Source organism: Streptomyces sp. NPDC097129 (genome assembly GCF_055668065.1).
Map to the genome: position 1 here is coordinate 78,152 of NZ_JBVOQE010000001.1, position 14,308 is coordinate 92,459.

General features: G+C 71.8%; 9 protein-coding genes. 2 read left to right on the top strand and 7 right to left on the bottom strand.

Annotation, left to right across the window (positions count from 1 at the left end):
- Positions 1–104: 104 nt before the first annotated feature.
- From AC0B9F_RS00400 to AC0B9F_RS00425, 6 genes are all read right to left on the bottom strand, one after another.
- Positions 105–3,053, bottom strand: coding sequence for a M14 family metallopeptidase (locus AC0B9F_RS00400; RefSeq protein ID WP_471997948.1), 2,949 nt, complete (start codon positions 3,051–3,053; stop codon positions 105–107).
- Between the two features lie 157 nt (positions 3,054–3,210).
- On the bottom strand, positions 3,211–4,200 hold the full coding sequence (gene whiA, locus AC0B9F_RS00405) for a DNA-binding protein WhiA (RefSeq protein ID WP_471997949.1): 990 nt from the start codon (positions 4,198–4,200) through the stop codon (positions 3,211–3,213).
- Complete coding sequence (locus AC0B9F_RS00410) at positions 4,191–5,258, bottom strand: gluconeogenesis factor YvcK family protein (protein ID WP_471997950.1); 1,068 nt, start codon at positions 5,256–5,258, stop codon at positions 4,191–4,193. Before AC0B9F_RS00410 ends, whiA begins: the two co-directional genes overlap by 10 nt.
- Positions 5,255–6,262, bottom strand: a complete 1,008-nt coding sequence (gene rapZ / locus AC0B9F_RS00415; RefSeq protein ID WP_471998967.1) for an RNase adapter RapZ — start codon at positions 6,260–6,262, stop codon at positions 5,255–5,257. Before rapZ ends, AC0B9F_RS00410 begins: the two co-directional genes overlap by 4 nt.
- Positions 6,263–6,264: 2 nt before the next feature.
- The gene (gene uvrC, locus AC0B9F_RS00420) at positions 6,265–8,358 is read right to left on the bottom strand and encodes an excinuclease ABC subunit UvrC (RefSeq protein WP_471997951.1); all 2,094 of its coding nucleotides are present in this window, start codon (positions 8,356–8,358) and stop codon (positions 6,265–6,267) included.
- Between the two features lie 155 nt (positions 8,359–8,513).
- On the bottom strand, positions 8,514–8,921 hold the full coding sequence (locus AC0B9F_RS00425; RefSeq protein ID WP_471997952.1) for a Rieske 2Fe-2S domain-containing protein: 408 nt from the start codon (positions 8,919–8,921) through the stop codon (positions 8,514–8,516).
- 205 nt (positions 8,922–9,126) lie between these two features.
- On the opposite strand from AC0B9F_RS00425, the gene AC0B9F_RS00430 reads away from it, so the two are divergent.
- Positions 9,127–10,155, top strand: coding sequence for a LacI family DNA-binding transcriptional regulator (locus AC0B9F_RS00430; RefSeq protein WP_471997954.1), 1,029 nt, complete (start codon positions 9,127–9,129; stop codon positions 10,153–10,155).
- A gap of 38 nt (positions 10,156–10,193) precedes the next feature.
- On the top strand, positions 10,194–11,102 hold the full coding sequence (locus AC0B9F_RS00435; protein ID WP_471997955.1) for a carbohydrate kinase family protein: 909 nt from the start codon (positions 10,194–10,196) through the stop codon (positions 11,100–11,102).
- Positions 11,103–11,244: 142 nt separating this feature from the next.
- On the opposite strand, the gene uvrA is transcribed toward AC0B9F_RS00435, so the two are convergent.
- Positions 11,245–14,280, bottom strand: coding sequence for an excinuclease ABC subunit UvrA (gene uvrA, locus AC0B9F_RS00440; protein WP_471997956.1), 3,036 nt, complete (start codon positions 14,278–14,280; stop codon positions 11,245–11,247).
- Positions 14,281–14,308 lie beyond the last annotated feature (28 nt).

Sequence of the window (14,308 nt, forward strand, 5' to 3'; positions counted from 1 at the left end):
CCTGATGCGGCCCCTTTTCGTGCACCCCTGAGACGGGCTGCGCTCACCTGTGGAACAAGCGGGGCCGCATCTGTCAACGTTGCCTGCGTCACGCGCTCGAAACGTCAGCCGCGCAGGGCGGCGAACGCCTTCTTCACGAGCGCCGCGCGGTCGGCCGCGGACGTGAGGTGCTCCAGTCCGAAGCCCAGCAGCACGGTGTCCCCGGTGGTGACCGCGCCGTAGGTGCGGAACAGCGTTCCGGTGCGGGCCCAGTCCTTCAGGACGGCCGGGCTGCCCGCCGGCGGGCCGGCGGCCTTCCAGGCGCCCAGCGACGTCTCGAACCCCTCGGTCTCGCGCACGCTCCCGCCGGCGACGAGCTGCACGTCGTCGGCGAGCACGCCGTGGCCGCCGGTGCCCGGGTCGGTGACGTAGGCGAGCGAGACCTCGACCGTGCGCCCGGCGTAGGCGCTGAGGTCGAAGCTCACCTGCTGCCAGCCGCTGGAGGAACCGGTGAGACTGTTCCAGGTCCCGGTGGTGCCGGTGGCGGTGCAGCCGTTCCCCGTCAGGGTCAGGTAGTGCTTCAGCCACGGGTGCTCACCGACGTAGAACCCGCCCCCGCACTCCTCGGGCACCTTCTGGCTGGTCGCCCCGCCGGACTCCGGCAGCGTCGTCCAGTCGTCGGCGCCCACGCCGTGCGCCTCGACAAGCGCGTGGTCGTAGCCCGGTTCGGTGTCCCACAGCAGCCGCATGCGCAGGGCGGGCTGCTCGGCGGCGGTCACACCGGTGAGGTCGATGGTGCGGGTGAGCCGCTTGTAGGCGTCGTCGGTGTGCACGGCGGCCGCCATCGCCGCGCCCGCGTACGGCCCGTACGGGTTGACGGTCCCGGCGAACTGGCCCGCGCCCGCGCTCGCGAACTGCGGATAGGTTCCGACGGGCAGCTCTTCGGAGGTCACGCCGTAGGTCCCCGCCTTGTCCAGCGGGTTGCCGGGCGCCGCGGCCAGCGGACCGGAGATCCCGCTCAACGCGCCGGAGCCGGTGAATCCGGTGGCGCCCGGGGTCGACGTCCGCGAGTACGCGCCCAGGTAGTACTGGCTGAAGTCGTCGGACAGGGTGCCGCCGCCGAGGTCGACGCTGCCGCCGGCCTGCTCCCCCGCCTCGATCAGCTTGCCGCCCTCGTTGAGGTAGGCGCGCAGCTGGAGCCGGGTGGCGTTGCCGGGCACGGCGGCGCCCGTGTAGTGCACGACGGTCCGGAAGTGCTTCAGTACGCCGAGCGCGTCGGGGGCGCCCTGGGTGGCCACGTCCCAGACGGCGGCCCGGTGCCCGGCGGCCTTGAGGGCGTCCACGTAACTCTGCGCCTGCGTGGCCCTCGCGCCCTCCTCCGCGACGACGAGGGTGTCGGCGCGGGGCCGCTCGGCGACGGTGTAGGTGAAGTGCTCGCTCGACGTGGGCCTGCCGGGCTTCGTCTCGCCGGTGAACCACACCTCCACGTTGTCGCCCGGGTCGCCGTCCTTGACCGTGGCCCGGTACTCGTCGAAGTACAGGTTGTCGGCGCCGCCGTAGCGCTCGCCGCCCTTCCACGGCCGCAGCGCCATGTCGTGCACCCGGCCGCCGTCGACGCGGTACTTCAGCTCCTTGTCCCGCACGGACTTGCGTACGACGACGGAGACCTCCTGGTCCGCGCCGCGGGAGTACGACGTGGTGAACGGCGCCGGAGTGAAGTCGGCGGCGCTCAGGCCGACCGAGGACGACGGGCGGTCGGGGTGGGCGGCCGTCTCGGCGACGGACAGCGCGAACGGGACGTTCTTGGCGAACTCCTGCTGGATCAGCTTCTCGTCGTCCGGGAAGGTGAAGACCGAACGGCAGTCGGCCGCGTTCCAGGCGTCGTTCGGGTCGGCGTCCGACGCGGTCTGGCAGGTCGACATCTCCGGGGTGAACATCGCCGTGCCGTTGACGTTCTCCGCGTGGCCGTCCGCCTCGCCGTTGGTGGTGTACAGCTCCGAGGAGACCTGCGGGTGGTAGCCGGGGATCGCGGAGTGCTCCGGCGTGCCCGCGAGCGCCTTGTACAGGACGTCGTCCGGGGTGGGGGTGGCCACCTGCCAGCCGACGCCGTAGAGCAGCAGCTCGGCGGCGGAGTGGTAGTTGATCGCGTACCGGAAGCCGACGCGCTTGACGAAGGTGTCCAGGGCCCGGGTCTCGGGCTCGGAGGCCGGGGCGGCGCCGCGGTAGGTCTCGCTGGTGGGGTTCGGGGACGAACCCTCGTCGTCGTAGCCCCACTTGTAGGGGAAGTTGCGGTTGAGGTCGACGCCGTCGCCGGTGGAGATGACGCCGTCGCCGTTGACGTCCCGCAGGTTCTTGCGCCACAGACGCGTGCTCGCGTCCTTGAAGGTGTAGTCGTAGCCGTCGGGGTTGGCGGAGAGCACGAACCACAGCTCGGTGGAGTCGACGATGTCCCTGATGCGCCGGTCGGTGGCGTAGTGGTCCAGGTAGTGGTGGAGCAGCCGCCGGGTCATCTCCGTCGTGATCCACTCGCGCGCGTGCTGGTTGGACATGTAGAGCACGGCGGGCCGGGAGCCGTCCCGGGTGCGCTGCGCGTTCCTGGTGAGCTTGAGCGCGAGAATGTCCTGGCCGTTGACCGTCTTGCCGATGGAGACGACCTTGGTCAGGCCCGGGTGCTGCCGCGCGGTCCGCAGGATCTCCTCCTTGAGACCGCCGGGCCCGCTGTACGGCCGGAAGACGCCCTGGGCGGCGCTCTCGGCGCGCTGTGCGGCGCGGGCGGACACGATGTGCTCGGTGAGCGTGACGCCCTGCTCGCGCAGCTTGCGGGCCTGCTCGTCGGTGAGCTGGACCTCGACGGCGGTCCTGCCCCGCTGCGGGGCGCGGGCGCCGAGTTCGTGGGCGTCCTGTCCGGCGGCCAGCAGCAGGGGTACCTGCTCCTCGGTGACGTCGGCGCGGAAGACCTTGATCTGGTCCGTGTCGTGGGCGGGTGACGGTTGTGCCTGGGCGACGGGTGCGAGGCTCGCTCCGCCGAGCAGGAGCGCGCCGGCAGCGAGGATCGATCTCGCTCTGGGTCTCATGAACCCCCCTAGCAGTGGTTCGCCACAGCGACGAATGGTTGCCAGGCTCATGTCACTGCATGATCGAGTCAAGAGCGCGGAAGAGACACGCGAACGCCGGTGCCTTGGCCCCGAACGGACCAAAACACCGGCGTCCCGCCGCCTTGTTGACGGACCGTCAGCCCACGAGGTTGTCGGCCAGCTCCTCGCTCAGATTGGCGTCCGTGCCCGGGATGCCGAGGTCGGCGGCCCGCTTGTCCGCCATGGCGAGCAGCCGGCGGATACGGCCCGCCACGGCGTCCTTGGTCAGCGGCGGGTCGGCCAGCGCGCCCAGCTCCTCGAGCGAGGCCTGCTTGTGCTCCATGCGCAGCCGGCCCGCGGCCGCGAGGTGCTCCGGCACATCGTCGGCGAGGATCTCCAGGGCGCGCTGCACCCGGGCGCCGGCGGCGACCGCGGCGCGGGCGGAGCGGCGCAGGTTGGCGTCGTCGAAGTTGGCCAGCCGGTTCGCCGTGGCGCGCACCTCGCGGCGCATCCGGCGCTCCTCCCAGGCCAGCACCGACTCGTGCGCGCCGAGCCGGGTCAGCAGCGCGCCGATCGCGTCGCCGTCGCGGACCACGACCCGGTCCACGCCGCGCACCTCGCGCGCCTTCGCGGCGATCGACAGCCGGCGGGCGGCGCCGACCAGGGCGAGCGCGGCCTCGGGGCCGGGGCAGGTCACCTCCAGGGAGGAGGAGCGACCCGGCTCGGTGAGCGAGCCGTGCGCCAGGAAAGCGCCGCGCCAGGCCGCCTCCGCGTCGCAGGTGGCCCCCGAGACCACCTGCGGGGGCAGGCCGCGGATCGGCCGGCCGCGACCGTCCACCAGGCCGGTCTGGCGGGCCAGCTGGTCACCGCCCGCGACGACCCGCACCACGTAGCGCGAGCCGCGGCGCAGCCCGCCCGGTGCCATCACGATCAGTTCCGAACTGTGGCCGAAGATCTCCAGGATGTCCCGCTTGAGCCGGCGCGCCGCCATCGCGGTGTCCAGCTCCGCCTCGATCACAATGCGCCCGCTCACCAGGTGGAGGCCGCCGGCGAACCGCAGAATGGCGGAGACCTCCGCCTTCCTGCAGCAGGTCCGGGTGACGGGAAGCCGGGAGATCTCATCCTTCACCGCTGCCGTCATCGCCATGGGCCGATCCTTCCATGCATCCGAAAAATACGGTCGTACGCGGCGGCCAGCAGCTCGGGGTCGTGCCGGGGAGTTCCGTCCGTCCGCGCCACCGGCGCCAGCTCGACCGCGGCGCCGAGCCGCTTGGCTGCCTCGGTGAGCGAGTCGCGGTCGGGCACGGCGGCCTCGTCGGCCAGCACCACGTCGAGGGCGAGTTTAGGGGCGTGTCGCCCCAAAACCTCCAAATGACGCTGCGGTGAGAAGCCTTCGGTTTCGCCGGGCTGCGGAGCGAGGTTCAGCGACAGCACACGGCGCGCCTTGGTCTGGGTGAGCGCGTCGAGCAGTTCGGGCACCAGCAGATGCGGGATGACCGAGGAGAACCAGGAGCCGGGGCCGAGCACCACCCAGTCCGCGTCCAGGACCGCCTCGACGGCCTCGGGCACGGCCGGCGGGTCGTGCGGCACCAGATGCACCGACTGCACCTCGCCCGGGGTGAGCGCCACGGTGGCCTGCCCGCGCACGGTGTCCACGTCCTCCGGGCGCTCCGGGTCGTGTCCCTTGACCAGCGCCTGCAGTTCCAGCGGCACGGCCGACATGGGCAGCACGCGGCCGTGCGCGCCGAGCAGCTTGCCGACCAGGTCGAGGGCCTTGACGTGGTCGCCGAGCTGCTCCCACAGGGCGACGATCAGCAGGTTGCCGACCGCGTGTTCGTGCAGGTCGCCCTGGGACTGGAAACGGTGCTGGATGACCCGCGCCCAGGTCTGCCCCCACTCGTCGTCGCCGCACAGCGCGGCCAGCGCCTTGCGCAGGTCGCCGGGCGGCAGCACGCCCAGCTCGTCGCGCAGGCGGCCGCTGGAACCGCCGTCGTCGGCGACGGTGACGACGGCCGTGAGGTCGCCGGTGATCCGGCGCAGTGCGGCGAGCGAGGCGGACAGGCCCATGCCGCCGCCCAGGGCGACCACCTTGGGCTGGGCGCCCCGGCGGCGGGGCCGGGCGCCGCGGACCTCGACGGACCGGCTCGCCCGCCCGTCCGGCATCACCTGGCGCAGCCGGCTCAGCCGCGGAGTACGTCGTGTCATTCCCGTCCCATGTCCCGGTGTACGACCACCGTCTCCACACCCTCGGCGGCGAGCCGCGCGGCGAGCTTCTCCGACATGGCCACCGAGCGGTGCTTGCCGCCGGTGCAGCCGACCGCGATGGTCACGTACCGCTTGCCCTCGCGCCGGTAGCCGGCGGCGACCATCTGGAGCAGCTCGGTGTAGCGGTCCAGGAACTCCTTGGCCCCGGGCTGGTTGAAGACGTAGGCGGCGACCTCCTCGTTGAGCCCGGTGAACGGGCGCAGCTCGGGCACCCAGTGCGGGTTGGGCAGGAACCGCATGTCCACGACCAGGTCGGCGTCGACCGGGAGGCCGTACTTGAAGCCGAAGGACATCACGGTGGCCCGCAGCTCGGGCTCCTCCTCACCGGCGAACTGGGCGTCCATCTTGGCGCGCAGCTCGTGCACGTTGAGGCTGGAGGTGTCGATCACCAGGTCGGCGTCGCCGCGCAGCTCGCGCAGCAGCTCCCGCTCGGCGGCGATGCCGTCGACGATCCGGCCGTCGCCCTGCAGCGGGTGCGGGCGGCGCACGGACTCGAAGCGGCGCACCAGCGCCTCGTCGGAGGACTCCAGGAAGACGATCCGCCGGGTCACTCCCTTGCTGTCGAGGTCGGCGAGGGATTCGCGCAGGTTGTCGAAGAAGCGCCGGCCGCGTACGTCGACGACGACGGCGATCCTCGCGACGTTGCCCTGCGAGCGCGCGCCGAGCTCCACCATCGTGGGGATCAGCGCGGGCGGGAGGTTGTCGACGACGAACCAGCCGAGGTCCTCCAGACACTTGGCCGCGGTGGAGCGGCCCGCTCCGGACATGCCGGAGATGATCACCAGCTCGGGGATGGCCGCGTCGGGGACCCCGGGCGTCTCGCCGTTCGTGCCCGTACTCACGTGTGCTCCGTCTCCGCCTTGGCCCTGTTGCCCGTCGTGGCCCTGTTGCGCGTCGTGGCCCTGTTGCGCGTCGTGGCCCTGTTGCCCGTCGTGCTCGTTCACGCTCATGTCTCCTGCCCCCGTCGGTCGTCCGGGGCCCCCGTCGTCACGGGTTCCCCGTCGGAACCCATGCTGCCGGGTTCCTCTTCAATGATCTCTCCGGTCGCCGTGTTCACGGCGGGTGCGGCCGGGGACGCCTGGGCGAGGGCCACGGCGACCGTCTCGGCCGTCTTGCGGCCTATGCCGGGGACCTCGCAGATCTGGTCGATGGTGGCGGAGCGCAGCTTCTTCAGCGAACCGAAGTGCTTCAGCAGGGCCTGCTTGCGCGTCTCGCCGAGGCCGGGCACGTCGTCCAGGGGGCTGGAACGGAAGCGCTTGGCCCGCTTGGTGCGCTGGTAGGTGATCGCGAAGCGGTGCGCCTCGTCGCGGACGCGCTGCAGCAGGTAGAGGCCCTCACTGGTGCGGGGCAGGACCACCGGGTCGTCGTCGTCCGGCAGCCAGACCTCCTCCAGGCGCTTGGCGAGGCCGCACACGGCGACGTCGTCGATGCCCAGTTCGTCGAGGGCCTTCTTGGCGGCCGCGACCTGCGGCTGCCCGCCGTCGACGACGACGAGCTGGGGCGGGTAGGCGAACTTCCTGGGCCGGCCTTCCTCGTCCTTGAGGCCGTTCGCCTCACCGGGGCTCTCGGGCAGGCCGTCCGGGCCGTCCGCCCGGTCGGCGCCGCCGTCGCCGTCCTGGTCGGCCCACTCGCCGGTGCGCTCCTTCTCGGCGAGGTAGCGCCGGAAGCGGCGGCCGATCACCTCGTGCATGGAGCGGACGTCGTCCTGGCCCTCGAAGCCCTTGATCTGGAAGCGGCGGTATTCACTCTTGCGGGCGAGTCCGTCCTCGAAGACGACCATGGAGGCCACGACGTCCTGCCCCTGCAGGTGCGAGATGTCGTAGCACTCGATCCGCAGCGGGGCGCTGTCGAGACCCAGCGCCTCGGCGATCTCCTCCAGCGCGCGCGAGCGCGTGGTGAGGTCGGAGGCGCGCTTGGTCTTGTGCAGCACGAGCGCCTGCTGGGCGTTGCGCTGGACGGTCTCCATCAGTGCCTTCTTGTCGCCGCGCTGCGGGATGCGCAGCGACACGTTCGACCCGCGGCGGCCGGTCAGCCACTCCTGCACCGGCTCCAGCGGGTCGGGCAGCGCCGGGACGAGGACCTCCTTGGGCACGGCGTCCCCGCTCTCCTCGCCGTAGAGCTGCTGCAGGGCGTGCTCGACGAGGGCGCCGGTGGTGATCTCCTCCACCTTGTCGGTGACCCAGCCGCGCTGGCCGCGCACGCGTCCGCCGCGCACGTGGAAGATCTGTACGGCCGCCTCCAGCTCGTCCTCGGCGACGGCGATGAGGTCGGCGTCGGTCGCGTCCGCGAGCACGACCGCGTTCTTCTCCATGGCCTTCTTCAGGGCCCCTATGTCGTCCCGCAGCCGGGCGGCCCGCTCGTACTCCATCTCCTCGGCCGCCTCCATCATCTGCTTCTCCAGACGACGCAGGTAGGTGCCCGTGCGGCCGGCCATGAAGTCGCAGAACTCCTCGGCCAGATCCTGGTGGTCCTCGGGCGTGATCCGGCCGACGCACGGGGCGGAGCACTTGCCGATGTAGCCGAGCAGACAAGGGCGGCCGGTACGGGAGGCGTTCTTGAAGACGCCGGCCGAGCAGGTGCGCACCGGGAAGACGCGCAGCAGCAGGTCGACGGTGTCGCGGATGGCCCACGCGTGCGCGTACGGGCCGAAGTAGCGCACGCCCTTCTTCTTGTGACCGCGCATCACCTGCACCCGCGGGAACTGCTCGTTCATCGTCACCGCGAGGTAGGGGTAGCTCTTGTCGTCGCGGTACTTGACGTTGAAGCGCGGGTCGTACTCCTTGATCCAGGAGTACTCCAGCTGCAGCGCCTCGACCTCCGTGGACACCACCGTCCACTCCACGGACGCGGCCGTGGTCACCATCGAACGGGTGCGGGGGTGCAGGTTCACCAGGTCCTGGAAGTAGTTCGCCAGGCGCTGGCGCAGGCTTTTCGCCTTTCCGACGTAGATCACCCGGCGGTGCTCGTCGCGGAACCGGTACACCCCCGGGGAGTCCGGGATCTCACCCGGCCTGGGGCGGTAGCTGGAGGGGTCGGCCATGTCTCACACCCTACTGGCGCGCACCGACAGCGCGGCGCGGCTGTGGACAAGGCCGGGCGGGGTGTCCGGGGCGGCGCAGGGGGGTCCCGGGGCAGCGGGCGGCGGGTGCCGGGGGCCCAACGGAGAGCGGCGTGCGGGCGGGGCCGTCCCTGGGCTCAGGCCGAGGGGTTCGCCACGATCCGGCCGTTCTTGACCTGGACCGGCAGCTCCTTGAGCGGCTCGGTGGCCGGCGAGTGCAGCACCTTGCCGTTGGTGGCGTCGAACTGGCTGCCGTGGCAGGTGCAGGTCAGCCTGGTGCCGTCGAGCTGGCCGATGGGGCACTGCGCGTGCGTGCAGATCGTGCTGAACGCCTTGAGTGTGCCCGCGGAGTCCCGGCTGACCACCACGTTGTGCTTGCGGTCCAGCTTCGCGCCGCCCTGGGGCACCTCGCTCTCGGGGCCCACGTCCACCGGGCCCTGGGACTCGGACTGTCCGGAGCAGGCCGCGAGGCCCAGCCCGGCGGCGGGGACGGCGGCGGCGCCCTTGAGCAGGGTGCGGCGGCTGGGGACCGGACTGCCGGACATGAGGTTCTCCACGGGTTCGGACGGTCTGCGTGCCGCACGATACCGCCCTCGAGCGGGCCGCCGGTCGCCGGCTCCGGGGCGGGCGGGGCGCCGGATCAGGGGCAGCGGGGCGCGTAAGCGTTTACGCAAGCGTTTACGTGTGGCCCCTGCATCGGATAGCTTCCCTCCCAGGCCCGCACCGAGAGCCGGGAAGGGAGCCCCTTGCATGCCCACCATGGCCGATGTCGCACGCTCGGCCGGGGTGTCCGTAGCGACCGTCTCGCACGTCCTGAACGGCACTCGGCCGGTGCTTCCGCGGACCCGTCAGGCGGTCCTCGACGCCATCGACGCGCTGGGCTACACCCCGAACACCCTGGCCCGCTCACTGGTGACGTCCCGTACCCGGTCCATCGGCCTCGCGGTCTCCGCGATCAGCAACCCGTACTTCACCGAGATCCTCCAGGGCGTCGAGGCGGCCGCGCTGGAGGAGGGCTACAGCCTGCTCATCGCCGACCCGCACGACGACCCCGGGCACGAGCGCCGGGTCGTGCAGCTGCTGCACGAGCGCCGCGTCGACGGCGTGATCGTCGCGCCGTCCGCCCGCCCCGACGACCTGACCGCCTATCTCGCCCGGCACGCCGTGCCCACGGTCTTCCTGGACCGCGTCGTCGACTCCCCGGCAGACCCGGCCTTCCGCTTCGACCAGGTGCGCGCCGAGAACGCGGCGCCGACCGCCCGGCTCGTCACCCATCTCACCGAGCTCGGTCACCGCCGTATCGGTCTGGTCGCGGGGCTGCCGGGGCTCAGCACCACCCGGGAGCGGATCAGCGGCTACCGGCACGGTCTCGCGGCCGCCGCTCTGCCCTACGACGAGCGCCTCGTCGTCCACGGCGACTCCGCGACCGGCGGGGCCGAGCGGGCCACCGCGGACCTGCTGGCGCTCGCCGCGCCGCCCACCGCGCTGATCAGCGCCAACAACGCGATGACCATCGGTGCGCTGCGGGCCCTGCGCACCCGGGGGCTCACCGTGCCCGGGGACATCGCGCTGTGCTGCTTCGACGACTTCGACTGGGCGGACGTGTTCTCGCCCCGCCTGACCGCGATCGCGCAGCCCAGCAGGGAGCTGGGCGCCACCGCCGTCCGCGTGCTGCTGGAGCGGCTCGCACAGCCGGAACGGCCCGCGCGGACCGTGCGGCTGCCGTGCTCCTTCGTCCACCGCACCTCGTGCGGCTGCCCTGAGCAGCCGGACGCGTGAAAGTCCTGCACCGAAGAGCCCAGAGAGGAACCCGTCGCATGATCGTCGTCGCCGGTGAGGCCCTGATCGACCTGGTACCGCAGGGCACGGGTGCCCTCGCCGCCCTCCGGCCGGTGCTCGGCGGCGGGCCGTACAACACGGCGGTCGCCCTCGGGCGCCTCGGCTCCCCCACCGCCTTCTGCTCCCGGGTCTCGCGGGACGCCTTCGGCGAGGCCCTGCTCGACGGGCTGAGCGCGGCCGGCGTCGACGTGTCGGCCGTACAGCGCGGCTCCGAGCCGACGACTCTGGCCGTCGCCACGATCGACCCGGACGGCTCGGCCGCCTACTCCTTCTATGTCGAGGGCACCGCCGACCGGCTCTTCTCGACGCCGCCCGCGCTGCCCGCCGGGACCGGCGCCGTGTCCTTCGGCACCTGCTCACTGGTGCTGGAGCCGGGCGCGAGCGCGTACGAGGAGCTGATGCGCAGTGCCGCCGCACAAGGTGTGTTCACCGCCCTCGACCCGAACATCCGCCCGGGGCTGATCCCCGACGCGGACGCCTACCGGGCCCGGTTCAAGAGCTGGCTGCCGTCCGTGACGTTGCTCAAGCTGTCCGAGGAGGACGCCCTGTGGCTGGGCGGCACCCCGCGCGAGTGGCTGTCCGCCGGTCCGTCGGCTGTGGTGATCACTCAGGGCGGCGACGGTCTGACCGCGTTCACCGCGGACGGCGCGGTGCACTCCGTGCCCGGCGAGCCGGTGGACGTCGTGGACACGATCGGGGCGGGCGACACGGTGAACGCGGCCCTGCTGCACGGCCTGGCCACCCACGACGCCCTCTCCCCCACCGCCCTGGCCGCCCTGGGCCGCGACGGCTGGCAGGAACTGCTGCGGTACGCGGCCCGCGCGGCGGCGCTCACCTGCTCCCGCGCGGGCGCCGAACCGCCGTACGCCCGGGAGCTGGAGGGCTGACCGGCGCCACGCCTGGGGCCGGCACCCCGTCTCCAGCTGTGATCCGGCGTGAGCCCAGCAGCTTTCCCGGCGGCCGGAACGACAACGGGCGGCGCCGCCGCGGAGGAGTTCCGCGGGGGCACCGCCCGTCGGTGGGCGAGCGTCAGGCCTTGCGCGCCCGCGTCGTCTTCGCCGCGGCCGTCTTCTTGGCGGCCGTCTTCCTGGCCGTGGCCGCCGTCTTACCGGTGTCCGTGCTGTCGACCGTCCTGGTGGCGGTCTTGCGGGCCCCCGCTGCCGCCGCCACGGCCTTCGCCGACGTCTTCCGGCGGGCCGCGGGCACGGTCGCATCGCTGATCCGGTCCGCGTCGAGGATCTCCCGCAGGAACTTGCCGGTGTGGCTGGCCGGCACGGCGGCGACCTCCTCGGGCGTGCCCTCGGCGACCACCAGACCACCGCCGGCGCCGCCCTCGGGACCCATGTCGACGAGCCAGTCCGCGGTCTTGATCACATCGAGGTTGTGCTCGATGACGATGACCGTGTTGCCCTTCTCGACCAGGCCGGAGAGCACCGTCAGCAGCTTGCTGATGTCCTCGAAGTGCAAGCCCGTGGTCGGCTCGTCCAGGACGTAGACCGTGCGGCCGGTGGAGCGCTTCTGCAGCTCGCTGGCGAGCTTGACGCGCTGCGCCTCACCACCGGACAGCGTGGTCGCCGACTGGCCGAGGCGGACGTAGCCGAGACCGACGTCGTTGAGCGTCTTCAGGTGGCGGTTGATCGCGGGGACGGCCTCGAAGAAGTTCATGGCTTCCTCGATCGGCATGTTCAGGACCTCGGCGATGGACTTGCCCTTGTAGTGGACCTCCAGGGTCTCCCGGTTGTACCGGGCGCCGTGGCAGACCTCGCACGGGACGTAGACGTCCGGGAGGAAGTTCATCTCGATCTTGATCGTGCCGTCGCCCGCGCAGTTCTCGCAGCGGCCGCCCTTGACGTTGAAGGAGAAGCGGCCCGGCATGTAGCCGCGGACCTTCGCCTCGGTGGTCTCGGCGAACAGCTTGCGGATGTGGTCGAAGACGCCGGTGTAGGTCGCCGGGTTCGAGCGCGGGGTGCGGCCGATCGGCGACTGGTCGACGTGCACGACCTTGTCGACGAGGTCGTCGCCCTCCACGCGCGTGTGCCGCCCGGGGACGCCCCGCGCGCCGTTCAGCTCGCGCGCCAGGTGCGTGTACAGGATGTCGTTGACCAGGGTCGACTTGCCGGAGCCGGACACGCCGGTGACCGCCGTGAACAGGCCCAGCGGGAAGGACACGTCGATGTCCTGGAGGTTGTTCTCGCGGGCGCCGTGCACGGTGAGCTGCCGGGACGGGTCGCGCGGGCGGCGCACGTCGGGCAGCGGGATGGCCTTGCGGCCGGACAGGTACTGACCGGTCTGCGACTCCTTGTTGGCGAGCAGCTCCTTCAGGGAGCCGCTGTGCACGACCTTGCCGCCGTGCTCACCGGCGCCGGGGCCGATGTCGACGATCCAGTCGGCGACCTTGATGGTGTCCTCGTCGTGCTCGACGACGATGAGCGTGTTGCCCATGTCGCGCAGCCGGACCAGGGTCTCGATCAGCCGGTGGTTGTCGCGCTGGTGCAGGCCGATGGACGGCTCGTCGAGGACGTACAGGACGCCGACGAGGCCGGAGCCGATCTGGGTGGCCAGCCGGATGCGCTGGGCCTCGCCGCCGGAGAGGGTGCCGGCCGCGCGGTTGAGCGAGAGGTAGTCCAGGCCGACGTCGACGAGGAACCGCAGCCGCTCGTTGACCTCCTTCAGGACCCGCTCGGCGATCTTCTTGTCGCGGGCGGTCAGCTTGAGCCGCCCCAGGAAGTCCGCGCAGTCGCTGATCGACATCGCGGAGACCTCGGCGATCGACTTCTCCATGACCGTGACCGCGAGGACGACCGGCTTCAGGCGCGTGCCCTCACAGGAGGGGCAGGGCACCTCGCGCATGTAGCCCTCGAAGCGCTCACGGCTCGCGTCGGACTCGGCCTCGCTGTGCCGGCGCTTGACGAAGGGCACCGCACCCTCGAAGGGCGTGGTGTACACGCGCTCGCGCCCGTAGCGGTTGCGGTAGCGGACCTCGATCTGCGTCTTGTGGCCGTACAGCAGGGCCTTCCTCGCGCGCTGGGGCAGGCCCGCGAAGGGGATGTCGGTGCGGAAGCCGAGGGCGTCGGCGAGCGCGCCGACCAGACGGTCGAAGTAGTCCTTGGTGTGACCGTGCGACCAGGGGTGGATGGCGCCCTCATCGAGACTCTTGTCGGGGTCCGGGACGATCAGCTCCGGGTCGACCTCCATGCGCGTGCCGATGCCGGTGCACTCGGGGCAGGCGCCGAAGGGCGAGTTGAAGGAGAAGGAGCGCGGCTCCAGCTCCTCGAAGGAGAGGTCGTCGTACGGGCAGTACAGGTGCTCGGAGTACATCCGCTCGCGCTCGGGGTCGCCCTCGGGAAGGTCGACGAAGTCGAGCACGACCATGCCGCCGGACAGCCCGAGGGCGGTCTCCACGGAGTCCGTGAGCCGGCGCTTGGCGGAGTCCTTCACCGTGAGGCGGTCGACGACCACCTCGATGGTGTGCTTCTCCTGCTTCTTCAGCGTGGGCGGGCTGGAGAGCTGGACGGTCTCGCCGTCCACACGCGCGCGGGAGTAGCCCTTGGCCTGGAGGTCGGCGAAGAGGTCGACGAACTCACCCTTGCGCTCGCGCACCAGCGGCGAGAGCACCTGGAAGCGGCTCCCCTCCGGCAGCTCCAGGACCCTGTCGACGATGGCCTGCGGCGACTGGCGCGTGATGGGGCGGCCGCACTCGGGGCAGTGCGGCTTGCCGATGCGCGCGAACAGCAGACGCAGGTAGTCGTAGACCTCGGTGATGGTGCCGACCGTGGAGCGCGGGTTGCGCGAGGTCGACTTCTGGTCGATGGAGACGGCCGGGGACAGGCCCTCGATGAAGTCGACGTCCGGCTTGTCCATCTGGCCGAGGAACTGGCGGGCGTACGAGGAGAGCGACTCCACGTAGCGCCGCTGACCCTCGGCGAAGATCGTGTCGAAGGCCAGGGAGGACTTGCCCGACCCGGACAGGCCCGTGAAGACGATGAGCGAGTCACGGGGCAGGTCGAGCGAGACGTTCTTCAGGTTGTGCTCGCGCGCGCCACGGACGATGAGACGGTCGGCCACGCCGGTCCGCACCTTTCTTGAGAGAAGT

What these genes read in the sequence shown, in the direction of transcription:
- AC0B9F_RS00400 (WP_471997948.1), bottom strand. Translation starts at nt 3,053, where the DNA reads ATGAGACCCAGAGCGAGATCGATCCTCGCTGCCGGCGCGCTCCTGCTC.
- whiA (WP_471997949.1), bottom strand. Translation starts at nt 4,200, where the DNA reads ATGGCGATGACGGCAGCGGTGAAGGATGAGATCTCCCGGCTTCCCGTC.
- AC0B9F_RS00410 (WP_471997950.1), bottom strand. Translation starts at nt 5,258, where the DNA reads ATGACACGACGTACTCCGCGGCTGAGCCGGCTGCGCCAGGTGATGCCG.
- uvrC (WP_471997951.1), bottom strand. Translation starts at nt 8,358, where the DNA reads ATGGCCGACCCCTCCAGCTACCGCCCCAGGCCGGGTGAGATCCCGGAC.
- AC0B9F_RS00425 (WP_471997952.1), bottom strand. Translation starts at nt 8,921, where the DNA reads ATGTCCGGCAGTCCGGTCCCCAGCCGCCGCACCCTGCTCAAGGGCGCC.
- AC0B9F_RS00430 (WP_471997954.1), top strand. Translation starts at nt 9,127, where the DNA reads ATGCCCACCATGGCCGATGTCGCACGCTCGGCCGGGGTGTCCGTAGCG.
- AC0B9F_RS00435 (WP_471997955.1), top strand. Translation starts at nt 10,194, where the DNA reads ATGATCGTCGTCGCCGGTGAGGCCCTGATCGACCTGGTACCGCAGGGC.